The 25,012-nt window shown below is 64.0% G+C and carries 20 protein-coding genes and 1 tRNA gene; 11 read left to right on the top strand and 10 right to left on the bottom strand.

The annotated features are described in order from the left end of the window. Positions 1-8: 8 nt before the first annotated feature. Positions 9-890, bottom strand: a complete 882-nt coding sequence (locus FAA86_RS03725) for a helix-turn-helix domain-containing protein (RefSeq protein WP_136538441.1) — start codon at positions 888-890, stop codon at positions 9-11. Positions 891-1,122: 232 nt separating this feature from the next. Here FAA86_RS03725 and FAA86_RS03720 point away from each other — a divergent pair, with 232 nt between their 5' ends. The 3 genes from FAA86_RS03720 (at position 1,123) to FAA86_RS03710 (ending at position 5,003) form a co-directional block, all read left to right on the top strand. Then, positions 1,123-2,244 carry an ABC transporter ATP-binding protein gene (locus tag FAA86_RS03720; RefSeq protein ID WP_136538440.1) on the top strand — a complete coding sequence of 374 codons (1,122 nt, stop codon included), beginning with the start codon at positions 1,123-1,125 and terminating at the stop codon, positions 2,242-2,244. Positions 2,245-2,332: 88 nt separating this feature from the next. Further along, positions 2,333-3,310: an ABC transporter substrate-binding protein gene (locus FAA86_RS03715; RefSeq protein WP_136538439.1), complete on the top strand. Its 978-nt coding sequence runs from the start codon at positions 2,333-2,335 to the stop codon at positions 3,308-3,310. Positions 3,311-3,317: 7 nt separating this feature from the next. Then, positions 3,318-5,003 carry an ABC transporter permease gene (locus FAA86_RS03710; RefSeq protein ID WP_136538438.1) on the top strand — a complete coding sequence of 562 codons (1,686 nt, stop codon included), beginning with the start codon at positions 3,318-3,320 and terminating at the stop codon, positions 5,001-5,003. Between the two features lie 42 nt (positions 5,004-5,045). Here the strand turns inward: FAA86_RS03710 and FAA86_RS03705 are convergent. Next, positions 5,046-5,120 (bottom strand) — tRNA-Gln (locus tag FAA86_RS03705). 171 nt (positions 5,121-5,291) lie between these two features. Here FAA86_RS03705 and FAA86_RS03700 point away from each other — a divergent pair. Beyond that, entirely contained in the window at positions 5,292-5,852 is a 561-nt protein-coding gene (locus tag FAA86_RS03700) for a type 1 glutamine amidotransferase domain-containing protein (protein ID WP_136538437.1), read from the top strand. Between the two features lie 90 nt (positions 5,853-5,942). On the opposite strand, the gene FAA86_RS03695 is transcribed toward FAA86_RS03700, so the two are convergent. Then, positions 5,943-6,269: a hypothetical protein gene (locus tag FAA86_RS03695; RefSeq protein ID WP_136538436.1), complete on the bottom strand. Its 327-nt coding sequence runs from the start codon at positions 6,267-6,269 to the stop codon at positions 5,943-5,945. A gap of 72 nt (positions 6,270-6,341) precedes the next feature. Between FAA86_RS03695 and FAA86_RS03690 the strand changes: the two genes are divergently transcribed. Then, positions 6,342-7,379 carry a hypothetical protein gene (locus FAA86_RS03690; protein WP_136538435.1) on the top strand — a complete coding sequence of 346 codons (1,038 nt, stop codon included), beginning with the start codon at positions 6,342-6,344 and terminating at the stop codon, positions 7,377-7,379. An 83-nt stretch (positions 7,380-7,462) separates the two neighbouring features. Further along, positions 7,463-8,407, top strand: coding sequence for a DUF1499 domain-containing protein (locus FAA86_RS03685; RefSeq protein WP_136538434.1), 945 nt, complete (start codon positions 7,463-7,465; stop codon positions 8,405-8,407). A 214-nt stretch (positions 8,408-8,621) separates the two neighbouring features. On the opposite strand, the gene FAA86_RS03680 is transcribed toward FAA86_RS03685, so the two are convergent. The 3 genes from FAA86_RS03680 to FAA86_RS03670 form a co-directional block, all read right to left on the bottom strand. Beyond that, the gene (locus tag FAA86_RS03680) at positions 8,622-9,542 is read right to left on the bottom strand and encodes an MBL fold metallo-hydrolase (protein ID WP_136538433.1); all 921 of its coding nucleotides are present in this window, start codon (positions 9,540-9,542) and stop codon (positions 8,622-8,624) included. After that, positions 9,539-9,835, bottom strand: a complete 297-nt coding sequence (locus FAA86_RS03675) for a cupin domain-containing protein (protein WP_136538432.1) — start codon at positions 9,833-9,835, stop codon at positions 9,539-9,541. Before FAA86_RS03675 ends, FAA86_RS03680 begins: the two co-directional genes overlap by 4 nt. A gap of 109 nt (positions 9,836-9,944) precedes the next feature. Then, positions 9,945-10,688 carry an SDR family oxidoreductase gene (locus FAA86_RS03670; RefSeq protein ID WP_136538431.1) on the bottom strand — a complete coding sequence of 248 codons (744 nt, stop codon included), beginning with the start codon at positions 10,686-10,688 and terminating at the stop codon, positions 9,945-9,947. A 101-nt stretch (positions 10,689-10,789) separates the two neighbouring features. Here FAA86_RS03670 and FAA86_RS03665 point away from each other — a divergent pair, with 101 nt between their 5' ends. Continuing rightward, positions 10,790-11,701 (top strand): AraC family transcriptional regulator, encoded by a 912-nt coding sequence (locus tag FAA86_RS03665; protein WP_136538430.1) that lies wholly within the window; start codon positions 10,790-10,792, stop codon positions 11,699-11,701. A gap of 192 nt (positions 11,702-11,893) precedes the next feature. Here FAA86_RS03665 and ppdK read toward each other — a convergent pair whose 3' ends face one another. After that, the gene (ppdK, locus tag FAA86_RS03660; protein ID WP_136538429.1) at positions 11,894-14,560 is read right to left on the bottom strand and encodes a pyruvate, phosphate dikinase; all 2,667 of its coding nucleotides are present in this window, start codon (positions 14,558-14,560) and stop codon (positions 11,894-11,896) included. A gap of 359 nt (positions 14,561-14,919) precedes the next feature. Here ppdK and FAA86_RS03655 point away from each other — a divergent pair, with 359 nt between their 5' ends. From FAA86_RS03655 to FAA86_RS03645, 3 genes are all read left to right on the top strand, one after another. After that, a complete protein-coding gene (locus FAA86_RS03655; RefSeq protein WP_167494909.1) occupies positions 14,920-16,233 on the top strand; it encodes an enoyl ACP reductase FabMG family protein in 1,314 nt (437 codons plus the stop codon). A 548-nt stretch (positions 16,234-16,781) separates the two neighbouring features. Continuing rightward, positions 16,782-17,945, top strand: a complete 1,164-nt coding sequence (locus tag FAA86_RS03650; protein WP_136538427.1) for an MFS transporter — start codon at positions 16,782-16,784, stop codon at positions 17,943-17,945. A gap of 100 nt (positions 17,946-18,045) precedes the next feature. Continuing rightward, positions 18,046-18,531, top strand: coding sequence for a hypothetical protein (locus FAA86_RS03645; RefSeq protein WP_136538426.1), 486 nt, complete (start codon positions 18,046-18,048; stop codon positions 18,529-18,531). A gap of 20 nt (positions 18,532-18,551) precedes the next feature. Here FAA86_RS03645 and FAA86_RS03640 read toward each other — a convergent pair whose 3' ends face one another. The 3 genes from FAA86_RS03640 to FAA86_RS03630 all read right to left on the bottom strand — a co-directional run bounded on the left by FAA86_RS03640 (position 18,552) and on the right by FAA86_RS03630 (position 23,260). Then, positions 18,552-18,971 carry an Ivy family c-type lysozyme inhibitor gene (locus FAA86_RS03640; protein ID WP_136538425.1) on the bottom strand — a complete coding sequence of 140 codons (420 nt, stop codon included), beginning with the start codon at positions 18,969-18,971 and terminating at the stop codon, positions 18,552-18,554. Continuing rightward, entirely contained in the window at positions 18,968-22,432 is a 3,465-nt protein-coding gene (locus FAA86_RS03635; RefSeq protein ID WP_136538424.1) for a chromosome segregation SMC family protein, read from the bottom strand. The genes FAA86_RS03640 and FAA86_RS03635 overlap by 4 nt, the downstream gene beginning before the upstream one ends. A 78-nt stretch (positions 22,433-22,510) precedes the next feature. After that, complete coding sequence (locus FAA86_RS03630) at positions 22,511-23,260, bottom strand: thioredoxin domain-containing protein (RefSeq protein ID WP_136538423.1); 750 nt, start codon at positions 23,258-23,260, stop codon at positions 22,511-22,513. Between the two features lie 402 nt (positions 23,261-23,662). Here FAA86_RS03630 and FAA86_RS03625 point away from each other — a divergent pair, with 402 nt between their 5' ends. Continuing rightward, the gene (locus FAA86_RS03625) at positions 23,663-25,012 is read left to right on the top strand and encodes a tetratricopeptide repeat protein (RefSeq protein ID WP_136538422.1); all 1,350 of its coding nucleotides are present in this window, start codon (positions 23,663-23,665) and stop codon (positions 25,010-25,012) included.

Genomic DNA, 25,012 nt, shown 5'->3' with positions numbered 1-25,012 from the left:
TGTTTTCCTCAGTCGCAACCGGCCCGCATGCGTCGCCACTGCGACGGCGGCAGCCCCTTGGATGCGCGAAAGACGCGGGTGAGATGGGCCTGATCGGCAAAGCCTGTGGCGTCCGCGATCTCCGCCAGGCCACGGTCTGTCGACAGCATCATCTCCATGGCGGTCTCGAGCCGTTGACGGGTGAGCCAGCGTTGCGGCGTCTCCCCGGTGCTCTGGCGAAAGGCCCGGCTGAACCAGCTTTCGGACAGGCCGCAGAGATCTGCCAGTTCCGCGACGCTGGTGCGCCTCGGTAGCGCTTCGGACACGTGGCGCCTGATGGCGGATATCTGTCGCGGCGACAGGCCGCCCGTGTGCTCCATCGGTTCGTGCGGCAGGTTCAGAACCTCTGCCAGCATCGCCGACAGGAGACCGTCTAGCATCATGGCCGGGCGCGAAGGGCGCTCGATCTCGTCGGCCACCATGCGCGCCAGGCTCTGCATTCCCTTCACGTCTGCCGCATCGGCCAGCATCACCGTCTCTGTCAGCTTGCCGGAGGGTATGAGGCCCGCCAGTCTTTGCTGCAGTGGCCCCGCTTCCAGATGAAAATCGAGATGCGCGAATGTCTCTTCGCCCTCCATGGCGCTCCACAGCGGCTGGCCGGCCGGCACATAGAGCATGGCGACATCGGACATCGGATGACCGGTCTCGCTCGTTCTCAAGGACAGGCTGCGCGGCAGCGTCCCCAGAAAGACGACAAGGCGCGGATCCGGTGACAGGTAAAAGCCCCCGGCCCCTTGAGCGCCCTGAACATGCCAGACATCGGCCACCACGCCCGGCCAGGTTCGGACGCGCAACGGCTCAATGGTGCGATAGTGACGCGTCTGCGTCTGCATGCGAGGGCGAAAGGCCATGAGACACCGCCGGGAATGGCTCGATGCGGGTGAAGATGGCAGCCAGGCTTGCGGGCCGCGGATTGATCGTGGCTGTCGTCATGCAATACATAACCAGAATAGTCAACTATTTTGCCTGATGATCGCCAGCACGCACCGCCGGACACCGGCGGAGCCTTTCCGCAGCTTCGCAGCTTCATGCTGATGTCATTTCCCGGTGGCAAGGGTGCCTCGAAATCAGGAGAAAGCCCCTTTGCCCCGACTGACGCTGCAAGCCGTATCGAAACGCTTCGACACCTATCTCGCACTCGATGCCGTGTCGCTTGCCATCCCCGACGGTGCCTTTCTCGCCCTGCTCGGCCCCTCCGGCTGCGGCAAGACCACGTTGTTGCGGCTGATCGCGGGACTGGAAATGCCCGATGGCGGCGCGATCCACTTCGACGACGAGGCGGTTGCAAGCGAGGTGGCTTTCGTTCCGCCCGAGAAACGGCGGATCGGCATGGTCTTCCAGTCCTACGCGCTGTGGCCGACCATGACGGTGCGCGGCAATATCGAATTCGGGCTCAGGGTTGCCGGCCTGAACGCTGTGGAGCGTGCAGCGCGCATTGACGAGGTGCTCGAGGTTGTCGGTCTTCAAGGGCTTGGCGACAGGCGCCCGCATGAACTGTCGGGCGGCCAGCGCCAGAGGGTGGCGCTCGCCCGCTCACTGGCCACGCGGCCCCGGCTGATCCTGCTTGACGAGCCGCTTGCCAATCTCGACGCCCATCTGCGTGAGACCATGCTGTCCGAGTTTCGCCGTATCCATAGCCTGACGGGCGCCACCTTCGTTTTCGTCACGCATGACCAGGACGAGGCCATGGCGGTTGCCACGCATGTTGCGGTCATGGACAGGGGGCAACTGGAGCAGGTCGGCACACCCGAAGAGCTTTATCGGAAACCGGCCTCGCCGATGGTCGCCCGCTTCATCGGCCGGGGCCGAACCCTCCCGGTGAAGGTGATCAAGTCGGAAGGCGGTCGCAATCTGGTCATGCTGGGACGAGAGCTTCTCGACCTGCCCGGAGACGCGCCCGTTGGATATGGCTGGCTCTGCTTCCACGCCTCGGATCTGAGACACGTGACAGAGGGTGGCCAGCTGAAAACCGAACTGGTCGGGCAAGTCTTTCAGAACGGCACTTTTCTCAGCCATTGCCTGCCGACCGAGGTCGACGGGGACGTGGTGAGCCTGCCGCTTTCCGAGCGGCTTTCGCCCGGCACGCCAATCAAACTCGCCTTCACAGGCGGGTGGGTGATCGGCGATGGCAATGCCAGCCGCGAGGCCGCCAATGTCACGGGAACATCATCGGCCTGTCGTCCGGCCGTCATCTCGCTGCGCTAGGCGACTACGCCTGCCCGCCGCCCCGGCGGGTGTCCCCCATCGTCCGGGCCGGAGACGATTTGCGCCCCGCCCATTCAACGAGGATCCCATGTCCATTCGCACTCTCGTCGCCACCACCATCCTTGCCGGTCTTGCCCTCTCCGCGCATGCCGAGGATACGATCACGGTCTACACGTCGCAGCCGCAGGACCAGATGACCCAGGTCATCGAGGCCTTCAATGCCGACCATCCCGAGATCAAGGTCGAGCTTTTCCGCTCCGGCACGACCGAAGTCATGGCCAAGCTCCAGGCCGAATATGCCGCCGGCAACAGCCCGGCCGACGTCATCCTGATCGCCGACACTGTGGCGATGACCCAGCTCAAGAATGATGACCGCCTGCTTTCCTTTGCCGAAGCGCCGGTCGAAGGCATCGACCCCGCCTTTATCGACCCTGACAAGACCTTCTTCGGCACCAAGGTGATCACGACGGGCATCGTCTACAATACCGACCTGGTGAAGACTGCGCCGACAAGCTGGAACGACCTGCTTGAAGCCGATGCGGCGAAAAGCCTGATCATGCCGAGCCCGCTCTATTCGGGTGCGGCCGTCATCCATGTCGGCACGATGACCCAGCAGCCGGAATTCGGCTGGGCCTATTACGAGAAACTGGCCGAGGCCGGCGCAGTCGCCGGTCAGGGCAATGGCACGGTCATCGAGGCCGTGGCGCGCGGCGAAAAAGCCTATGGCATCATCATCGAATACATGGCGCTCAACGCCAAGAAGAAGGGCTCGCCGGTCGATTTCGTCTTCCCGCAGGAGGGTGTCAGCTCGATCACCCAGCCAGTCGCCGTGCTGAAGGGCTCGGATGCCGTCGAGGCTGCCAAGACCTTCGTCGCCTGGCAGCTGTCGAAGGCCGCTCAGGAACAGGCGACCGCCCAGGGCTATTTCCCGATCCTGCCCGGCGTCACCCAGCCGGACGGCTATCCGGCTCTCTCGACGCTGAAGATCCTGCCTGCCGACAGCGACGCCATGCTGAAGGCCGACACCGAGAATAAGGAGAAGTTCGCCGAGCTGTTCGGCGGCTGATCTCATCATGCGCCAGCCGCGTGCTTCGGGAGGCGAGCATCTGCTCGTCTCCCTTCTCGTTCTCTATGTCGCAATCACCACGCTCTGGCCGCTCGTCCGGCTCTTCGCCAGCGCCTTTCAGGCAGGGGAAGACGGCGCGGCACTCGGGCTGATGCTTTCCACGCTTTCAAGCCGCTCGACACTGCGCGCGCTTTCCGGCACGCTGCAGACTTCGCTGCTGTCCGTCGCGGTCTCGACACTTCTCGGTGTTGCTCTCGCCTTCGCCGTCAGCCTCCTCAAGCTGCGCACGCGGGCAGCGCTGACCTTCCTCATCCTGATGCCGCTGATCATCCCTTCGCAGACCATGGCGCTCGCGTGGATCGAGCTCAGCGGCGCTCAGTCACCGATCCTGAAACCACTGGGACTCGCGCCACCACCCGGCACGACCAATCCGCTTTACTCGATGGGTGGGATCGCGTTCGTCATGGGCATCGAGCACATGCCGCTGGTCTTCATCGCCGTGCGCGCAGCCCTGCGTGCGCTGCCCGCCGACCTCGTGGAAGCGGCGCGCATTCTCGGCATACCGCCTGCCCGGATTGGACGCGGCATCGTGTTGCCGATCGTCATGCCCTCGGTGCTCGCCGGAAGCCTGATTGCCTTCACGGCGGCGATCGGCAATTTCGGCGTGCCGGCGCTGCTCGGGATTCCGGGCCGCATCTCGGTGCTGACGACGCTGATCTATCAGCGGCTCAATGGCTTCGGCCCGGCTACGGCAGGGCAGGTCGCCACGCTGGCGCTCGTGCTTGCGCTGATGGCAGCACTTGCAATCCTGGCCCGCAATCTGGTGACCACCCGCATCGCGGTGCCATTGCCGGCGGGCGCACCATTCGTGCCCCGACGATCCGCGCCCTTGATAGAGGCCCTGCTCTGGCTGGTCGTGCTGGTCCTCTCGCTGGTTCCGCTTGCGGCGCTGACGATGACAGCGCTCCTGCCCGCGATCGGTGTCGCCTTCGGACCCGACACGGCCAACCTCGACCAGTTCCGCGCCGTGCTCGACAATCAGACCGTGCGGCGGGCATTTGGCAATTCCCTGATGCTGGCGACAATGACGGCCGCGATCTGCGTGCTGGTGGCAGTTCCGCTCGCCTTTCTCGGCGTGCGCCGCAAAAACCGGCTGCTGCGACTGCTCGACATGGTCATCGAAGCGCCCTGGGTCGTTCCGGGGACCGTCGTGGCTCTCGGGATGATCCTCGCCTTCCTGAAGCCGCTGCCGCTGATCGGTGTGTCGATTTACGGGACCTCGGCCATCCTCGTCATCGCCTATCTCGCCCGCTTCCTGCCCTTGGTCCTCAGACCGGTCGCTGCGGCGGCCCATTCGACCGATCCATCCCTCGACGAGGCAGCGCGCGTGGCCGGGGCCGGTCTTGCCCGCCGCATCCTTTCGATTTTCCTGCCCGGCATCTTGCCGGCCGCAACCGCCGGCGCGATCCTCGTCGTGATGACGGCTCTCAACGAGCTCACCCTCTCCGCCCTGCTTTGGTCATCCGGTCACGAGACCATCGGGGTGATGGTGTTTGCCCTGCAATACGAGGGCAATTCCACGTCCGCCGCCGCCGTTGCCGTGCTGTCGACATTGATGGTGCTGGCTCTCGCCGCCATCGCCACCCTCGCCGGCCGCCGCCTGCCAAAAGGCACGCTGCCATGGATGGATTGAGATCGAGACGATGATGAGGCTTGGTGCCGCTTAGGGAAAATGTGGCTGGGGCGCCAGGATTCGAACCTGGGAATGCCGGTACCAAAAACCGGTGCCTTACCGCTTGGCGACGCCCCAACTGGATTGCGAGGCCGCGGGCGGCGCTGCAAATCGCGGCCTGATTAGCAAAGCGGAAGGCGGGCGGCAACACCTTCCGATGGGGTCTCATGCGATTTTCCCGGAACGATGCGGCGGCGAGGCCGTTTCCCTCGCATCCCCCGCGACGAAACCCAACGATAAGGACATACCATGCCTTCCATCACATCCGCCCGCATCCTCATCCTCGCCACCCATGGCTATGAGCGCTCGGAGCTGCGCGTGCCGCTCGATCAGCTCTCGGCCAAGGGTGCCAAGGTCAAGATCGCCTCGCTCGAAAAGGCACCGATCAAGAGCTGGGACGAAGACAATTGGGGCGACACCGTCGATGTCGACCTGACGCTCGACGAGGTCAAGCTCGACGACTTCGACGCACTCGTCATTCCCGGCGGCCAGATCAATCCGGACCTCCTGCGCAAGGAAGACAAGGCGGTAGAGCTGGTGAAGACCTTCCTCAATTCCGGCAAGCCTGTCGCAGCCGTCTGTCACGGTCCGTGGCTTCTGGTCGAAGCCGGTGGCCTGAAGGGCCGCAAGGCAACCTCCTATTCATCGATCAAGACGGACCTGATCAATGCCGGTGCCGACTGGCGCGATGAGGCCGTGGTCACCGACCAGGCGATCATCACCTCGCGCAATCCCGGCGATCTCGATGCCTTCGTGGCGAAGATCGTGGAAGAGGTCGAGGAAGGCCGCCACGACCGTCGCGCGGCCTAAGGTCTTCCACACCTCACCCAAGATACAAAAACCCGGCAGGCAACTGCCGGGTTTCTGCGTTGAGGCCCCCCGCGATCACCGAGCTTAAAGCTAGCCCGGCACCGACGGCACCTCCCGCTTCAGATCCGGCTCGTCGTGAATGAAGGTCAGTTGAAGCGTGCCCATGCGTTCGGCGGCGGGATCGCGCATGTCTCCGAGGCCAGCGAGCGGTTCAACGAGGATAGCCTCGGCCTCAAGAGCAGCGACCAGATCCGCGAAAGCGCCGGCGGGCAGCGTGAAGCGGATGGTGTTCATGAGGTTGGAATACATGTGCACGTCGTCGATCCAGCCGCCCAGCCGGTTGACGGTGTCGAAGACGAAGCTCGTTGCCGCCTTGCGCTCGATGCGCGTGACGGCTGACAGCATGACAATGGCCATGATCGGACCTCCCGCACTCGCGACACTCTGCAGTCCTCAGCGGTGACAAATCAAGTGGGCTGTGGAATAGGCATGGACACGCAGCTTGCGGCGCGGGATCAGGTCGAGGACATGAAGAAGCAGAAGCAGCCACAGAAGAAGACGGGGCGCGCCGAGTCCGGCTCCGGCCGCGCCAAGGCTGAAGCTCGCGCTGCGGCGGAGGTTGGCGGGCCGGTCGAGCGCTCGGTTTCATCCGAGGTCGGCAAAGCCGGGGCTGCCCGTCTGCGCCTGCAGGCCGGTCTGCGCAGTCCCGCGTTTCGCATTGCCTTCGCCTTCTTTCTCGGCGGCGTGTCGATCGTGGCCGCCTCGCTGGCCATTCCCCATGAATTTGCCTTCTTCGAGCTCGGCTATCTCTTCACGCTGTCGATCTATGATCTAGTGCTGGCCATGCTCGGGCTCTCCGTCGCCATCGGCCTTGCCGAGCGCCGCAGCGAGGTCTTGTCGATCACGCTTGCCTTTCTCGGCATCATCGCGCCGATGCTCTTGTTTTTCGACCCGATCTTCAGTGCCATCCTGCAAAGCCCGCTCGGGCATGAACTCTTTCTGATTGCGCCGATCGCGGTGATGCTGTCGGGCGTGGTCCTGTGGTTACCTGCCCGGATCCGGCGTGTCGTGGCGCCGGTGGCAGCCGCTGTCGTCGGCTTTTCCTTCTCGCTTTTCATCGGGCTCGATGATTTCGGGATCGGCATCAAGGAGTTCGCCTTTTCCGCTGTGCTCGGCGCGCTGTGGATCCTGCTGGTGCCAGGCCTGATGCTCAGGCCTTTCCAGGGGGGCTGGCTCGTCATCCCTGCCCGCATCATCGGCTCCTGGCTGATGGTGATCGCCGTCATCGTCACCGTCTCGCTTTATGTGCCGCTGACACCTGACGCCCCGCCGCTGCCCGATCCGAGCCTGCCCGATGGCGGTCTCGCGCTCGACGCGCCGGCGCTGCCGCCGCTTGATCCGGGCGTCGAAGAGGGGCTCGTGCCAGCGCCCGACGACTTCGGCACGGCACCCGACGGTGGCAGCATTCCAGGGCCGGTGCTGGGAGACAATCCGCTTCTGGGCGGCAGGGGCGCGACCGAGCCCTGAGACAAGAACGATCCGCTTAGATATCGACGGCCTTCCTGCGAGCCGTTACATCTGGTGCAAACTCCTGATTCCGGTAGATCCGCATGCATATCCGCTATGACCGTCCGGTGTCCCGCTCCGCCTTTTTTGCACGGCGGCTGGCGCTGTTTTCGCTGGTCATGCTTGTCATCGTGGTGCTGGCGCATCGTTTCGGCCCTCTGAAGACACCCGATTTCGTGATGCTGGTTCTCGCCGCGGCCGTGCCGGCGCTGCTTGCCGTGCCGCTTGCCCTGCTCGGGCTCGCGCGGCTCTGGCAGATCGGCGCGCTCGGCGGCATCGCCTCGGCCTGGGCGCTGATCTATGCGGCGCTGCCGATCGCGCTGCCCGGTTATGGCTACTATCTCTACATGACCAAGCCGCCGCTGACCGAAGTGGCGACCGATCTCTCCGACCGACCCGCCTGGGTATCGGAACCGGCGGCGGAGCAGCATCTCCTGCCGCGCCCTGAACTGCCCCCTAACGCCGCCGATGCCCAGACCGCCGCCTATCCCGGGCTCAACGGGCGGCGCTATGAAGGGGCGATCGACCGCGTCTATGAGGCGGTGCGCAAGGTGGCGGGCGAAAACCGGCTGGTGCTGACGGCAAGCCGCGGCGAGGAATATGGGTTGCCGGCGCTGGAGCTTCGTCCGACGACGGAGACGCCGCTCGAGCCCGTCGATCCCGCCGCCGGAGCGAACCCCGCGCCGCAGGACGAAGCCTTGCCGGAAAGCGGGCCGCTGCCCACCGCGCGTCCGGAGCCGGGGCTGATGGTGCCGCTTTCCGACGGCGAACCGGAGGGCGTGGCGCGGCTGCAGTTTTCCACCCGCACGCTGGTGCTCGGCCTGCCCTTCGATGCCGTGGTGCGGCTTCGCGAAGAGGCGGAGATGACGCTTGTCGACATGCGCGTTGCCGCGCGTTACGGGCCGCATGATCTCGGGATCAGCGACCAGATCGCCGAGGGTTTCCTGCATGCGCTGGATGCGGAGCTTCTGGGGATCGCAGGGAACTGAGATGGGACCCTCGAAGACGTCTGACTTGCTGCCGCGTGTTACCCCCCTCTGTCACGGCGTGACATCTCCCCCACAAGGGGGGAGAGCGGAGCGTCGCGTCTAACGGACCACTTTACCTCATCAATAGGGGCAACAGGCTTGCGGGGTGGCCACTCTCCCCGCCTTCGGGGGAGATGTCGGCGAAGCCGACAGAGGGGGGCCGCGCGCATAAGGCTCAACCCGGCCGATATTCCCCCAACAGTCTCGGCGCGCCCTCCGTGACGACCTGCCCCCTCTCCACGAGATCTTCCAGATGGGCGAGCACCGACAAGGCAGCCGCGCCGTGCAGGCGGGGATCGGTTGAGGCGTAGATGACCTTGACCATGTCCGCGATCGACCGGTCGCCCGAGCGGATGCGCGCGAGGATTGCCTCTTCACGCATCAGGCGGTGAGTGCGGAGCGCGCGCACGAAGGTCTGGGGATCGTCGACCGGCCCGCCATGGCCGGGGAGATAAAGGCTGTCCTGCCTTTCCAGCAGCCGATCGAGCGAGGCCATGTAGTCGCTCATGGCGCCATCGGGCGGCGCGACGATCGAGGTGGCCCAGGCCATGATATGATCGGCGGAGAAAAGGATGCCGGTGTCTTCGAGCGCGAAGGCTGCGTGGTTCGCCGTATGGCCCGGCGTGTGCACCGCGCTTAAACGCCAGCCGTCGCCCTCGATACTCTCGCCGTCTGCCAGAGTGCGGTCTGGTACGAAATCCGTGTCCGAACTCTCGGCAAAGGGGTTCACCTCGCCCTCGAACAGCGGTCGGGCGGGCCGATGAGGGCCTTCCGCGACGACGACGGCGCCGGTCTTGTCCTTCAGCCGGCGGGCAAGCGGGGAATGATCGCGATGGGTGTGGCTGACGGCGATATGGGTGACCTCCCTGCCCTTCAGCGCTGCCATCAGGGCGTCGAAATGCGCGTCATCGTCAGGGCCGGGATCGATGACGCAGACGGATTTTTGACCGACGATATAGGTGTTGGTGCCGTGGAAGGTGAACGGGCCAGGATTGGGCGCCGTCAGTCGCTGGACGCCATCTGCCACCGGGACCGCGAGGCCATGATGCGGTTCGAAGTCGGTGACGAAACGCGGCAATGCCTGGTCGTCGCTCATTTGTACTCGATCTCGACAAAACTCATCGGCTGCTCGCCGCCATTGATGACATTGTGCTCGACACCGGCCTCGCGCCGATAGGCCTCGCCGGCCTTCGACGTCACGTGGCGCTCGCCTGCGGCATCCTCGATCAGGAAATGGCAATCGGTGAGCGGCACGACGACATAGCCGAGGCCATGGGTGTGATGGCCGGTCGCAGCGCCCGGCTCGAAATCCCAGCGGGTGATGCGGGTGACGGCATCATCGAGCACAACGGTCGGGATGGCGGGCAGACGGGCGGAATAGCCGGGCATGGGGGTCTCCGGGTGATGGCAGCGCGGAATGCGACGCACCCGGATTTATACCCGGCCCGGCGCCTGCGGCAACTGCCGCAGGCGCGTTTGCGGGGCTAGTTCCGATCGATCAGGCAGCCGCCGCGAGCGCGACCGCATCGGCCCCGGCCGGATAGCGCTGCTGCGTGGTGCCGTCCGTCACCGCATGCCAGACGGCTTCGGCAACATCGCTTTCGCGGGTGACGACCGTTGGGGATGCAAAGGCCTCGAAGATCGGCCGGGCGAAATCGAGATAGGCGCCGGGAAGCAGATCCATGACATTGATATCGGTATTGGCCGAGAAGCGGGTCGTCGGCGCATACCCAGGCTCGACCAGTTTGGTGACGATGCCGAAGGGGGCGAGTTCATAGGCGAGCGACTGGGTGAAACCCTGGATCGCCTGCTTGCTTGCCGTATAGGCCGCAGCAAGCGGCATCGGCGCAAGCGTCACGCTGGACGTGACGTTGACAATGACGCCTGAGCCCCGTTCGCGCATGGCTGGGATGGCGGCCTGGGTCATGGCCATGGTGCCGAAGGTATTGGTCTCGAAGACCTTGCGGATATGCTCCATCGGTGTTGCCTCGAAGGCACCGACCACGCCAATGCCGGCATTGTTGACCAGCGCGTCGATCGGGCCTGCAGCTTCAAGCGCCGCGTGGATGCTGTCCGCCTTGGTGACGTCGAGCGGCAGGATGCGCAGGTGGTCCGACGGGGCAAAAACGTCGGTTCGGGGCGTGCGCATGGTGGCGATCACGGTCCAGCCGCGGTCGAGAAAATACTGGGCTATATGCTGGCCGTAGCCCGACGAGCAGCCGGTGATGAGGATGGTTGGCATGGAAAACTCCTGGACGCGTTTGTTGTTGACGTTCCAGGTTTAGCCGCGCTAGGCTGGACTATCATCGACCATTACTCCAAATTTCATTTGAGATAGTCCAGATGCGTGATCCGCTCTCCGATGTCATCGCGCTTCTGAAACCGCGCACCGTGTTTTCCAAGGGCATTAGCGGCGCCGGTCGCTGGGCGGTTCACTACGCCTCCTTCGGCCAGCCCGGTTTCTGCGCCATCACCAAAGGACGCTGCCGGTTTGCTGTTGACGGCGAAGAGCCCGTCATTCTCGAAGAAGGGGATTTTCTGCTGCTGCCGGCAACGCCCGCCTTCACCATGGGCAGCATCGAGCCTGCGCCGCCCGTCTCGATCGATCCAACGACCCTGGTTTCGGCACCCGACGGCGAGAAACGCCATGGGCGGCCTGATGGCGAGCCTGACATGCGGCAGTTTGGCGGTTATTTCTCCTTCGATGCCCCCGATGCCTCGCTGTTCGTGTCGCTCCTGCCGCGCATGATCCATGTGCGTGGCGCGGCCCGTTTGACGCAACTCGTTCACCTGCTTGGGGATGAGGCGCGGCGCGCAGATGTCGGGCGCGATTTGATCCTGGAACGTTATGCCGAAATCCTGCTGATCGAGGCGCTGCGCAGTGTGCCAGCCGAACAGGCTCCGCCCGGCCTGTTGCGCGGGCTGGCCGAGCCGCGCATCGCGCTTGCGCTCCAGTCCATGCATGCGCAAGTCGATCGCCCCTGGACAGTGGAGGCGCTGGCACGGCTGGCGGCCATGTCCCGCTCCGCCTTCTTCGACCGCTTTCGCCACACCGTCGGCCTGCGGCCGATGGAATATCTGATGACTTGGCGCATGGCATTGGCCAAGGACCTGCTGCGACACCAAGAGCTGAGCCTGGATGCGGTGGCCGAAAAGATCGGCTATGGCTCGGCCAGCACATTTAGCACGGCCTTCAGCCGGCATGTGGGCGTGCCTCCGGGGCGGTTTGCGAAGACGGCAAGTGCTGCTCGCTAGAGACCTGACTGGGAAGTATTGTTGATCAGGTATGCTGGACAGCCCGCTTGAGTGCTCACCCGCCAGCCTTGAATTTCACTTGGCCCATTTCGGGCGCATGGCGGATACACCGTTGAAGGTGTTTATGACGCGCGAAGTACTCGGGTTTTAGCGGGACGTTGGCCAACGACATTTTCAGCCGTCACCCACCCCTCACGCCCTAGCCTTGATCGCCGCCTGGGCTGCCGACAGCCGTGCAATCGGCACGCGGAACGGTGAACACGAGACGTAGTCCAGCCCGACATCCTCGCAGAAGTGGATCGAGGTCGGGTCGCCGCCGTGTTCGCCGCAGATGCCGAGTTTCATGTCGGGGCGGGTCTTGCGGCCGCGTTCGGCGGCGATGCGGATGAGTTCGCCGACGCCGTCGAAATCGAGCGAGACGAAGGGGTCCTGCACGATGATGCCCTTCTTCTGGTAGGTCGGGATGAAGCGGGCGGCATCGTCGCGGGACATGCCGAAGGTGGTCTGGGTCAGGTCGTTGGTGCCGAAGGAGAAGAATTCGGCGGCTTCGGCGATGATATGGGCGCGGATCGCGGCGCGCGGCAGCTCGATCATCGTGCCGACGAGATAGGAGATCTGAAGCTTCGCCTCGCCCATGACTTCGGTTGCGACGCGGTCGATCACGCCCTTGACGTAATCGAGCTCGGAGCGCAGGCCGACCAGCGGGACCATGATTTCCGGCACGACGGCAGCGCCCGTTTCGCGGGCAGCGCTGACTGCCGCCTCGAAGATGGCGCGGGCCTGCATTTCGGCGATCTCGGGATAAGAGATGGCGAGACGGCAGCCGCGATGGCCGAGCATCGGGTTGAACTCATGCAGCGCATCGATGCGGCGGCGCATGAAGCCGGGCTCAAGCCCCATGGCGTTCGCCACTTCCTCGATCTCCTCGTCGGATTTCGGCAGGAACTCATGCAGCGGTGGATCGAGCATACGGATGGTGACAGGCAGCCCGTGCATGATGGTGAAGAGTTCGGTAAAGTCAGAGCGCTGCATGGGCAGTAGCTTGTCGAGGGCTGCGCGGCGGCCGGCCTCGTCTTCAGCGAGGATCATCTCGCGCATGACATGGATGCGGTCGCCCTCGAAGAACATGTGTTCGGTGCGGCAAAGGCCGATGCCTTCGGCGCCGAAGGAGCGGGCGGCGCGGGCATCGCCCGGCGTGTCGGCATTGGTGCGCACCGTCATGCGGCGGGCGCGGTCCGCCCATTCCATCAGCTGCGCGAAATCGCCCGACAGTTCCGGCTGCAGCATGGGGACTTCGCCCTTCAGCACCTGGCCGGAGGAGCCGTCGATGGTCACGATGTCGCCCTTGGTGAGCGTCACACCCATGCCGATGAGCTTTTCGTTGCGGAGATCGACGCGCATGGTGCCGGCACCGGAGACGCAAGGGATGCCCATGCCACGGGCGACGACGGCCGCATGGCTGGTCATGCCGCCGCGGGTCGTCAGGATGCCCTGAGCGGCATGCATGCCATGAATGTCTTCGGGGCTCGTTTCGACGCGGACGAGGATGACCTTGCGGCCTTCGGCTTCCGCCTCGACCGCTTCTTCCGCCGTGAAGACGATCGCACCGGTGGCAGCCCCCGGGGAGGCCGGCAGGCCGGAGCCGATGACATGGCGCTCGACACGCGGGTCGATGGTCGGGTGCAGGAGCTGATCGAGCGAGGACGGCTCGATGCGCAGGACGGCTTCCTCCTCGGTGATCAGGCCTTCGGCCACCATGTCGACGGCGATCTTCATCGCCGCCTTCGTGGTGCGTTTTCCCGAGCGGGCCTGCAGCATCCAGAGCTTGCCGCGCTCTATGGTGAATTCGAGGTCCTGCATGTCGTGGTAATGGGATTCCAGCCGCGCGCAGATCGTCTCGAACTCGGCGAAGGCTTCGGGCATCAGCTTTTCGAGCGAGGGCTTGTCGGAACCACTGTCGATGCGGGCAGCCTCGGTGATCGATTGCGGCGTGCGGATGCCGGCAACCACGTCTTCGCCCTGCGCATTGACGAGAAACTCGCCGTAAAGCTCCTTGGCGCCCGTCGAGGGATTGCGGGTGAAGGCAACGCCGGTGGCCGAGGTGGAGCCGAGATTGCCGAAGACCATGGTCTGGACGGTGACGGACGTGCCCCAGGCTTCGGGGATCGAATGCAGCATGCGATAGGTCTGGGCCCGCGGGTTCATCCAGCTCGAAAAGACAGCCCCGATCGCGCCCCAGAGCTGGACATGCGGATCCTGCGGGAAGGGCTCGCCCAGTTCCTGCTCGAGGATCTCCTTGTAGAGCTTGACCACATGCTGCCATTCGACGGCGGAGAGATCGGTATCGAGCTCATGGCCGAGGCGGGCCTTTTCGTCTTCCAGGATTTCCTCGAAGACCTCGTGATCGAGGCCCATGACGACATCGCCATACATCTGGATGAAGCGGCGATAGCTGTCCCAGGCGAAGCGGGCGTCACCGGAATGGTGGCCGAGCGCTTCGACCGCACGGTCGTTGAGGCCGAGATTGAGGACGGTGTCCATCATGCCGGGCATGGAGGTGCGCGAGCCGGAGCGGACGGAAAGAAGAAGCGGTTGGCTGGTGTCGCCGAAGGCGCGGCCGGTGGCCGTTTCGATGCCGGCAATGCCCTGCAGCACCTGGGCCTTCAAGTCCTCGCACAGCCTCTTGCCATTCTTGTAATAGAGGCCACATGCGTCTGACACGATCGTGAGGCCGGGCGGCACCGGCAGGCCAATCGCCGCCATTTCGGCGAGATTGGCCCCCTTGCCTCCCAGCTGATCGATTTCGGCCCTACTCCCTTCGGCCGCTCCTCCGCCGAAGGTGTAAACCCATTTACGCATTGCCCTCTCCACCCGAACAGGCTTGTTTTTCCACCGTTTACAGCAATTGTGACGGATTGGAAACGCCACGGCCCGAAGTTTATGCTGCAATGCATCATAATTGCGGCAGTGTGGGCAGTCCGTGCTCACGGCGGCGTGAGAAGTCGTCAGAACGACCGGGATGCCGAGGCTGGAGGCTCTGGCGCTTCGGCGCAGCCGGTTCGGCGTCGCTTGGCAAGGACCGATTGTTACAGCTCATCACGCATTGCGATAAACGGTCACTTAAAATGACCGGAGAAATCGCTTCGGGATGATGCACTGCGGCTCACACTTTGCTAGTGGGCATGCACGCCAATTGTAATTTGGAATCAAACATGACCCTGACCAGCCCGGTTTCCCTGATCGAGATCCCGCAGAACAACCTCTACAAAAAGGGCGACGTTTTCGTTCTCTTCGGTGAATTGTTCGGGCGCGGCTATGTCACGGGCCTGCTCGACCAGGCCAAGAAGGCCGGCATGGAGATCATCGGGATCACCGTTGGCCGCCGCGACGAGAACAACAAGCTGCGTCCGCTGACGGAAGAAGAGCTTGCCCAGGCGGAAGCCAATCTCGGTGGCCGGATCATCAACATTCCCGCCATGGCCGGCTTCGATCTCGACGCTCCGGAAGGCGAAGCAACGCCCACCGACCTGCTCGCCTCGCTGACGCTCGAAAACTGGGAAACGGAAAAGCTCGACTGGGCGCATATCGAAAAGTGCCGCCAGGTTGGCGTATCCCGCTTCCAGAAGGCCGTGGCCGACATCATGGCCGAGCTCGAAGGCATGATCGCCGACGGCAAGAACGTGCATTTCGCGCATACCATGGCTGGCGGCATTCCGAAGGCCAAGGTCTTCCTCGTGATCGCCAACCGCATCTACAAGGGCCGTGGCGCACGCCACATGTCCTCGCAGGTGCTGCTCGACAGCGATCTCGGCAAGCTGATCCTGCAGAACTTCGACGAAGTCTCGGCCAACACCTTCCGCCACCTGATCGAAGGCAGTGCCGCGATCCGCGCCCGCATCGAGAAGAGCGGCGGCCAGGTGCGTTACTCGGCCTATGGCTATCACGGCACGGGCATCCTGATCGGCGACGAATATCGCTGGCAGACCTATACGAACTACACCCAGGGCTATGCCAAGATGAAGCTCGAGGCGATTGCCGAAGAGGCTTTTGCTTCGGGGATCAAGGCGACCGTCTTCAACTGCCCGGAAATCCGCACCAACTCGTCCGACGTCTTTGCCGGCATCGAGCTTCCGCTTCTGCCGCTCCTGAAGGCGCTGAAGAAGGAAAATCCCGGCGCCCGCGCCGAGAAGATCTGGGCCGATTGCGAAGCACTCCTGGTCGAAGGCGCGACCGTCGACGACGTGCTCCAGAAGATCGCCGATTTCCAGGTGAGCGACGTCATGAAGCCGTTCTACGACTTCAACAACTGGCCGATGCCCAACAGCCAAGGCCAGTCTGATATCACGATCGGCACCTCCCAGGAGATCGCCCAGATGCACAAGGACGCCAAGGCGCTGATCTCGGATTACCTGAGCGTGCTCGTGGTCGAAGCGACCGGCGCGCTGATCTTCGGCGCGATGGCCAATCCGTCGGCCCCGGTGCTCTGGCTGAACCACGACGTGGTGGCGCGCCAGATCAACAAGGCTGGGTGAGCGCGAGTAGCGGGTAGGCAGTAGCCAATAGCCAATAGAACGATGCCGGGAGCCTGCTTCCGGCATTTCTTTTTTGGGCGGGCGCCCCCGACGGTCGTCATCCTCGGGCTTGTCCCGAGGATCCACTGCTGCTCGACACGTCTTAGACGCTTAGGGCCTTCCCTCGGATCTCACCTTCATGACCACCCTCGGCAGATCCTCGGGACAAGCCCGAGGATGACGGCTCGCATGGGCCGGCGGATGGGCGAGTGGCAACGGGTCGAATGCCGCGTGACGGCTTCCGGCTTTTCTTCTTTGGCGCGGCGCCATTCCCCCCTTTCGTCATCCTCGGGCTCGTCCCGAGGATCTACTGCCGCTCGACACGACTTGGACGCTTAGGGCCTTCCCTTGGATCTCACCCTTATGACCACTTTCGGCAGATCCTCGGGACAAGCCCGAGGATGACGGTCTATTCCGTAAGCGAACCGATCGGCGTCTGGCGTCACTGGACTTGCCCGCGAAATGCTGGCACGCCGTTGACGGGTCATCAGACAAATCGAGTCTCACCGATGCAATTTCAGCCGCAGTACCGCGTCTATATCGCCTTCTTCCTGTTCGCCATGTCGACCGGATCTCTGTTTTCGCGCCTGCCGGACCTGCAGACGCAGCTTTCCGTCAACAAGGCGGAACTGGGCATGACGCTGATCGGCATGGCCATCGGTTCGCTGATCTCGCTCACCTTCTCGTCGCCGCTCATCGTGCGTCTCGGATCGCGGGTGACGCTTGCCATTACCCTGCTCGGCGTCATGCTGCTGCTCAGCCTGATCCCGCTCCTGCCCTCGGCGCCCTATGTTTTCGTCACCCTGTTTTCCATCGGGCTTCTCGCCGGCGCGCTGGAAATCTGCCTCAATGTCGAGATAGGACGGATCGAGGCGCAGGTGGGCTTCGGCATCATGAACCGGGCCCATGGCTGCTGGAGCCTGGGCTTCTTCGTCACCGCCGTGACCGCCTCGCTGGTGCGCCAGGCCGGCATCCCCATGCAGACGCATATGCATGTGCTTCTCGGCACGATGTTCGTCATTGGTGCGATCACGATCGCCGGCATGAAGAACGCACCCCATCTCGTTCAGGCGGGCAGCACCGACAAGCAACCGCATTTCGCCCTGCCGACGCTCTCGCTGCTGCCGCTTTGCATCATCGGCACATCGGCCTTCCTGATCGAAGGCGCCGGCATCGACTGGTCGACGATCTACATGGAAGAGGCCTTCGACGTCTCGCCCTTCATCTCCGGCTCCGGTCTCACGCTCTTTGCCTTCTTCATGGCGCTCGCGCGCCTCACCGTCGATCCGGTGGTCGATCGATACGGCGCGCGGCTGGTGGGCCGTGTGCTGCTGTCCGTCGCCGCCCTTGGCATCGCCATGGCCTGGCTTGCGCCGCACCCCTATCTGGCGCTTCTCGGCTTTGCATTGATGGGAGCCGGCTGCAGCGCCGTTTATCCAATGGCCGTCTCCGCGGCTGCCCAGCGCACCGATCGGCCCGCCGTCATCAATGTTGCGGCGATCGCGCAGATGGCCTTCGTCGTCTTCTTCCTCGGACCGCCGCTGCTCGGCTTCGTCGCCGAAGCCTTTGGTATCCGCAATGCCTATCTCGTCTGCCTGCCGCTGGTGCTCGGCTCGATCCTTGCCAGCGGTGCGCTCCCGGTCGGACCGGCACGGCGTGAGGCGGTCGCATGATATAGCAGCCTAAAACGATAGGTCTGTTGAAAACGCCATTCCTGCTTGTAAGGGCTCCAGTTTTTCGATCTTCTGGATCCGGGGTAAAGAGGGGAATGAAATGCGTCAATTTTTCGGATGCTTGACGATAGCGGCAGCAGCCCTCAGTGGATGTACAACTTCCACCGCAGTGCGTACGTCGAATGACACCCTCATCGTGAAGACGAGTGCTGAACCCATGTGTGGGAGCATTGGCGCTGCTAAAGTCGCGGAAAAACAGGCTGCCATTGAGACAATCAAGGCTGGCTTCGATCGCTATATCATTACCGGCGCCGCAAGCGACAACAGCGTCGGCGTTACTCAAATGCCCGGTCACTATAACACCTATGGCACAGCAAACGTCTACGGGAATTACGGGACCTTCAACGCCACGACAACCTATCAGCCAGGTCCGACGATCGTGTATGGATCTTATGATCAGGCATTTGCGATCAAGATGTTCCGGGAAGGTGAAGCCGGAGCGAACCAAGCCATTTCAGCTCGCGAGATTCTAGGACCCAAGTGGGAAAGCATAGTGAAGAACGGCATACACGTATGCGCTTCTTAAGATTGTAGTCCGGAGGGAAATCAGCGGGTGAGGAAGGCCAGTTCCTCAGGCGTCGGATCACCGAAGATCTTGATGCCGAGTTTTGCGTCCGACACGTAAAGCAGTGCCCGCTTGCCATCCTCGGAATAGAGCACCCTTATCCAGCTCGATTCGCATGTCCGCGGCTCGCAGGCACGGAAGAGCTGCATGCGCTTGTCCTTGACCTTCACCTCTTCGGAGGCGAGCGCGACGTAGCGCGGCTGGCGCACAAGAGCACGCACCCAGAAGGGCAGCCCGGGCTTGCCCTTGATCATCTCCATCAGACTGTCGCGATGCGCCGGAGACGTCGCCAGCACGCTCGGCAGGTAGTTGCCGGCGAGTGACGGGGAGGCAATCTGGGCGTGAACGGGAGCGGCGCTCAAGCCGGACAACGTGCCAATGGCGAGAAGTAGCTTTCTCACACCGCCTCCCTTTCGCGCAGCGCCTCCGCCGTCTGCAAATCCACAGAGACGAGCTGGCTGACGCCTTGTTCGGCCATGGTGACGCCGAAGAGGCGGTTCATGCGGGCCATGGTGATGGGGTTGTGGGTGATGATGACGAAGCGGGTCTCGGTGGAGGCGGCCATTTCGTCCATCAGGTTGCAGTAGCGCTCGACATTGTGGTCGTCGAGCGGCGCGTCCACCTCGTCCAAAACGCAGATCGGCGCGGGATTGGTGAGGAAGACGGCGAAGATCAGGGCCATGGCGGTCAGCGCCTGCTCGCCGCCTGAGAGCAGCGTCATGGTCTGCGGCTTCTTGCCCGGCGGGCGGGCGAGGATTTCGAGGCCGGCTTCGAGCGGGTCGTCGCTTTCGATCAGCTGCAGTTCGGCCGTGCCGCCGTTGAACAGGTGGGTGAATAGGCGCTGGAACTGGGCGTTGACCACGTCAAAGGCGGCGATCAGGCGTTCGCGACCTTCGCGGTTGAGGCTCTGGATCGCGCCGCGCAACTTGCGGATCGCATCGATGATGTCGTCGCGCTCCTTGATCATGGCGGCGAGCTTGTCGGACAGTTCCTTCTGCTCTTCCTCGGCGCGCAGGTTGACGGCGCCCAGGCGCTCGCGCTCCATCTTCAGCCGGTCGACATTGCGCTCGACTTCGCGGAGATCCCCGATCTGCGAGGGATCCTTCAGGCCTGTGAGGCGAAAGGCCTCGTGCGGGGGGACGTTCAGCGCTTCGGCAATGCGGGCCTCGGCATCGACGCGCCATTCGCGGGCGGAAACGAGCCGCTCTTCGGCGCGGCCGCGCTTTTCCCGGCTTTCTGCAAGTTCGGCGAGCGCCGCTGCCGCCTTCTGGTCAGCCTCGCGCTGGCGGGTCTCGGCCTCGATCAGACGATCGGCTGCGTCGCGGCGGTCCTTCTCGGCCTTGTCGAGGGCGGTCATCAGGTTGCGGCGCTTGTCCTCGAATTCGTCGGGCGCCATTTCGAGATCGGTGATCTCCTCGCGGGCCTCGGCCTCGCGCTCGCGCAGCGTCGCGATCTGCTCCTCGGCGGATTTCGCGCGGCTCTGCCAGTTCTGCTTTTCCTGGCGGATCGAGAGGATGCGGCGGCGGCGCATCTCGTCTTCACGGGCAAGGCCCTCGAAACGGGCGCGGGCTTCGGCCAGAAGGCCCCGATCGCGTGCGACAACGGATTCTGCCTCGCGCAGGCGGGCGTCGAGGGCGGAGAGGTCGGGCGTCTCCTCCATCTCGATGCGGGCGGTTTCCTCCTGCTCGACGATCTCCTCGATCTGCGCTTTCAGACCGTTGACCGCCTCCTCGATCACCTCGCGGCGGCGGATGAGATCGCCTGAAGCGCGTTCGGCCTGAGCGAGCGCATCGCGGGCTTCGGCGAGTGTGCGAACCGTCAGGCGGCTGCGGTCACGGGCGTCGGTGAGGCGGGACTCTTCGGTGCGGATGGCGTCTGCGGCTTCGGCCAGGCGATCCTCTGCCTCGACCATCTGGTCGCGGGCTTCCTCGGTCTCGACCTCGATTTCGGCTAGGCGATTCTTCTGGGCAAGGCGAAGTGCGGCCGCGCTTGGGGCATCGGCGCCGGTCACATGGCCATCCCAACGATAGACGGCGCCATCGCGAGTGACAAGGCGCTGGCCGGGGGCGAGCTTCGACATGAGGGCAAGCGCATCGGCCTCCTCGACGACGCCGATCTGGCGGAGCGCGCGGGTGAGCGCTGCGGGGGCGCGGACATGGGCGATGAGCGGCCTCGCGCCGGTCGGCAGGGCGGGATCCCCTGCCCCGTCGCCATTGCCGTGCCAGTGGGCGGGCGCGGATTGGTCGAGGGCGCTGTCGAGGTCGTCGCCAAGGGCGGCACCGAGAGCGGTTTCATAGCCGCGGTCCACGGATAGCTCTTCAGCGACCGGCGGGAAGTCCCCTGTCGTGGTCGAGGCCAGGATGCGGGCGATTGTGCGGGCTTCGGTTTCGAGACCGTTGACGCGGGCGCGCGCGGCTTCGAGCGGCTGGCGCAGGTGGCTTTCCGTACGGCGGGCCTCGGTCAGCGCGGCCTCGGCTTCCATGACCGCACTTTCGGCGTCGGCGACGGCCTGTTCGGCGATCTCGACCATTTCGCGTTTTTCGTCCGGATCGGGGAGAGCGGCGATGCGTTCGGAGATCTCGGAGATTTCGCGGGAGGCGTCGGAGACCTGGCGTTCCAGGCGGGCGCGGCGATCAGCGAGATCGCGGATGGCGCGTTCCAGCTGGTTGCGGCCGGCGGCGGCTTCGGCGCGTTCGGCGGTCAGGCGGGTGAAATCGCGTTCGCTGTCGGCCAGCGTCGCGGCAGCCGCGTCGAAGGCTTCCTTGGCCTCTTCAGCGAATCGTCCGGCATCGGCGAGGATCTCCTCGAGTTCGGCCTCTTCTTCGGCCAGACGATTGATCACCTCGGCATTTTCGGAGACGAGGCGCTCCTCGCGGCGGATGTCCTCATCTAGCTGGGCGAGACGGCGGGTAAGCTCGTCGCGACGGCGCAGGATCCGGTTGGCTTCCTCATCAAGCTGGCTGCGGGCGATCTGCAGGCGCTGGAGCGCTGCGGCACATTTCGCCTCCTCCTCACGTAGCTCCGGCATCTTCAGGCTCGCGATCGCCTGAAGCTTGGCCGCGTCCATCTGGTGGTTCGCCTTTTCGGCGACGATGGACATGGCCTGATTGAGCGCGCTTTCCGCCTCGCCTTCCGCCTGCTTGGCCTGCGCCCAGCGGATGTGGAGGAGCATAGCCTCATGCGCCCGGATGTCGGCGGAGAGCTGCTTGAAACGATTGGCCTGGCGGGCCTGGCGCTTCAGGCTCTCGATCTGGCTTTCGAGCTGGGCTGTGATGTCTTCCAGCCGCTCGAGATTGGTTTCGGCGGCGCGCAGCCTGAGTTCCGCCTCGTGACGGCGGGAATGCAGGCCGGAAATGCCGGCGGCTTCTTCGAGCAGTTGACGGCGGGCCTGAGGCTTGGCCTGGATCAGCTCGCCGATGCGGCCCTGGCCGACCATGGAGGGCGAGCGGGCGCCGGTCGAGGCATCGGCAAACAACAGTTGCACATCCTTGGCGCGGGCTTCCTTGCCGTTGATGCGATAGACGGAGCCGGCACCGCGCTCGATGCGGCGGGTGACCTGGATCTCATCGGCATCATTGAAGGCAGCCGGTGCCGTTCGGTCGGAATTGTCGAGATAGAGGCCGACTTCCGCCGTGTTGCGGGCCGGACGGTTGCCGGAACCGGAGAAGATGACGTCGTCCATGCCGGACGCGCGCATGTTCTTGTAGGAGTTCTCGCCCATCACCCAGCGGAGCGCCTCGACAAGGTTCGACTTGCCGCAGCCGTTCGGACCGACAATGCCGGTGAGGCCGCGTTCGATGACGAATTCGGAGGGTTCGACGAAGGACTTGAAGCCGAGCAGGCGCAGGCGGTTGAATTTCATCGCGTCATGCCCCACGCCATCGCATGAAAAACGGGCGCACGGGTTTCCCCGGCGCCCGTCGTCAGAACGGAACGTCGATCAGAGAAGGCTGTCGATGAGGGCCGACATGGTGTCAACCGACATGTCCCCCGAATAGGCCTTGCCATTGATCAGGAAGGTCGGCGTCGACTGGACACCGAATTCCTGGGCGCCGCGATCGCGGACTGCCGACACATCACCGGCAAGCTGGGCGTTCGTCAAGCAGGCGTCGAAGGTCTCCTGTGTAAAACCACCGAGCTTGGAGAGCTGCAGCATGGCGTTGCGCACGTCACCATCGGACGGAGCCGCCCAGGTGCGCTGCTGCTTCAGGAACATCGAGACGAATGGGAAGAACTTGTCTTCGGTGGTGCAGCGGGCCAGCATGAAGGCGGCGAGCGAGGCGGTGTCCTGCGGGAACGGGAATTCGCGCAGCACGAAATAGACCTTTCCGGTGTCGACATACTTGGTCTTGATCGCGTCGAAGGTCTTTTCGTGGAAATTCGCGCAGTGCGGGCAGGTCATCGACATGTATTCGATGACCTTGACCGGCGCGTTCGGGTCACCGAGCGCCATTTCCTTCAACGGGCCGGGCTTCAGGGCCGCTTCCATGTCGACATCGCGATCAGCGGTCGGGATTTCGACGGCCGGCGTGGTCGAGGCTGTGGTCTCGTTGCTGACGGCCGGATTGGCTTCAGCGCTCGCCGCCTTGTCCTCGGCATCGCTGCAGGCGGTGAGAGCCATGGAGACGGCGGCGATGGCGATGCCGCCGAGGAGCCGGCGCTTGGTGATCGAGAGTTCGGAAGTCGACATGGGTCAGTTACCTGCTTGCAAGGGTCTTGGATGGGTCCACCGTTATAACGCCAAAGAGCGGCAAACAAGGCAGGCACCCCCTCGAAAAATCAAAGTTCTGTGACCTTTTCCCACCTCCCCCGCGCGATTTCAGACCGAGAACAAGGGGAAGATCGCAGCGCCGGCAGTGACGACCGGGACTTGCTGCCGAGCGCATGGCTCGATCTGTGATCGGCTCGTGAAGGGCAAAAGCCGAGCGAACCGAAGTCGGGGAAAAACCCAAACTTGGCCGGTGATCTCCGGTTTCTCCGCTTCAAACAAAAGCTTAACCTGTTTTAAAGACTTTCATCCATTCCTGGTCCGAGTAGTTTTCAGATGCCCTTGCCAAAGAGCCCGGGAGTATTCCCTTCCGCTGCACATCCATTGAGCCTGGCATTTCTGGCGCTCAGCCTGACCCTCTCCACCGTTCCAGCCGCTGCGCAACAGTCGCAGAATGTCGCGCCGCGCACGGGAGCCGCATCGCTTGGCGAGATCGAGGCCAAGCGGAAGGCGCTGTTCGAACGAATGATGGCCGCCCCGGACGATCTCGACACGGCCTTCGAATATGCAGCACTCTCCTCGCAGGCGGGCGATCTGGAAGGTGCAATCTCGACGCTGGAGCGCATGCTGATCTACGCACCCGGCCTGCCGCGGCTGCAGCTGGAACTCGGCGTGCTCTACTATCGCCTCGGGGCCTACGAAACGGCGCGGCAGTATTTCGACGGAGCCAAGGCGGTCGGTGACGTTCCGCCGGAGGTTCTGGCGAAGGTCGACCAATATCTCGCCGCCATCGACCAGCGCGGGGCACCTTCGCAGCTCTCTGGCATGGTGCGGACCGGGATCCGCTATCAGAGCAACGCGAACGCGGGCCCGAGCAATTCGACCGTCACGCTGAACGGCTTGTCCTACACGCTCGACGACCTGAGTGTCGCCGGCGACGACTTGAACGCCTTCATCAACGGCGCCGTCCGCTATCGTCACGACACCGATCTGCAGGGAATTGCGCTGGAGGCCGGCATCTCGGGCTATGGCGCCGGCTATCGCGATCGGGACACGCTGAACACGGCGGCCGTCGAGGCCTATGCCGGCCCCGTCTTCGACCTCGGCCGCTTCGGTCTCGACGATCGGTCGCTGTCCGTAATGCTGCTGACCAGCGGCGTGCTGATCGAGGGCGACCGCTATCTGGCCTCGGCCGGCGTCTCCACCAATTTCGACTGGCAGGTGACCCCGGTCGACAGTCTCTCGGCCAGCTTGCAATATCGCTACGAGGACTATTCCAACACCAAATCGCGCCAGACCGCGGAGCTTCAGAGCGGCAACCGGTACGACGGGCAGCTCTCCTGGTCGCACAATGTCAGCGAGGATTTGAGCCTGACCGGCCGCCTGCTGGCGACCCGGCGCGATGCCGAGACGGGCTATCTCTCCTCCACCGAACTGGGGGCTGGGCTTTCGGGCACCTATCGCTATGCAGCGCTGATCGGTGACGGACCGGCCTGGATCATCGGGCTGGAAGCCGCCGTGGCCGGTCGCCGCTACGACGATCCGGATGCCATGATCAACGCCGGCGAAAGCCAGCGCGACCGGGAATTCAGCCTGAACCTGCGTCAGATCACGCCGTTCAACGAACGGGTGGCGCTCGTGGCCGAGGCCGGCTACCGCAAGGTCTGGTCGAACTACGACATCAAGGCGTTCGACAACATCTCGATGTCGATCGGCATCCAGGCCGCTTTCTAG

It is taken from the genome of Rhizobium rosettiformans W3 (genome assembly GCF_004912135.1).
In the GTDB taxonomy this organism is placed as follows: Bacteria; Pseudomonadota; Alphaproteobacteria; order Rhizobiales; family Rhizobiaceae; genus Allorhizobium; species Allorhizobium rosettiformans.
This window is presented reverse-complemented; position numbering and strand designations above follow the sequence as displayed.

Coding starts and splice junctions, on each gene's coding strand:
- FAA86_RS03665 (WP_136538430.1), top strand. CDS start 10,790: ATGCGTGATCCGCTCTCCGATGTCATCGCGCTTCTGAAACCGCGCACC.
- FAA86_RS03645 (WP_136538426.1), top strand. CDS start 18,046: ATGCGTCAATTTTTCGGATGCTTGACGATAGCGGCAGCAGCCCTCAGT.
- FAA86_RS03700 (WP_136538437.1), top strand. CDS start 5,292: ATGCCTTCCATCACATCCGCCCGCATCCTCATCCTCGCCACCCATGGC.
- FAA86_RS03670 (WP_136538431.1), bottom strand. CDS start 10,688: ATGCCAACCATCCTCATCACCGGCTGCTCGTCGGGCTACGGCCAGCAT.
- FAA86_RS03630 (WP_136538423.1), bottom strand. CDS start 23,260: ATGTCGACTTCCGAACTCTCGATCACCAAGCGCCGGCTCCTCGGCGGC.
- FAA86_RS03695 (WP_136538436.1), bottom strand. CDS start 6,269: ATGGCCATTGTCATGCTGTCAGCCGTCACGCGCATCGAGCGCAAGGCG.
- FAA86_RS03685 (WP_136538434.1), top strand. CDS start 7,463: ATGCATATCCGCTATGACCGTCCGGTGTCCCGCTCCGCCTTTTTTGCA.
- FAA86_RS03680 (WP_136538433.1), bottom strand. CDS start 9,542: ATGAGCGACGACCAGGCATTGCCGCGTTTCGTCACCGACTTCGAACCG.
- ppdK (WP_136538429.1), bottom strand. CDS start 14,560: ATGCGTAAATGGGTTTACACCTTCGGCGGAGGAGCGGCCGAAGGGAGT.
- FAA86_RS03690 (WP_136538435.1), top strand. CDS start 6,342: ATGGACACGCAGCTTGCGGCGCGGGATCAGGTCGAGGACATGAAGAAG.
- FAA86_RS03715 (WP_136538439.1), top strand. CDS start 2,333: ATGTCCATTCGCACTCTCGTCGCCACCACCATCCTTGCCGGTCTTGCC.
- FAA86_RS03675 (WP_136538432.1), bottom strand. CDS start 9,835: ATGCCCGGCTATTCCGCCCGTCTGCCCGCCATCCCGACCGTTGTGCTC.
- FAA86_RS03710 (WP_136538438.1), top strand. CDS start 3,318: ATGCGCCAGCCGCGTGCTTCGGGAGGCGAGCATCTGCTCGTCTCCCTT.
- FAA86_RS03725 (WP_136538441.1), bottom strand. CDS start 890: ATGGCCTTTCGCCCTCGCATGCAGACGCAGACGCGTCACTATCGCACC.
- FAA86_RS03635 (WP_136538424.1), bottom strand. CDS start 22,432: ATGAAATTCAACCGCCTGCGCCTGCTCGGCTTCAAGTCCTTCGTCGAA.
- FAA86_RS03650 (WP_136538427.1), top strand. CDS start 16,782: ATGCAATTTCAGCCGCAGTACCGCGTCTATATCGCCTTCTTCCTGTTC.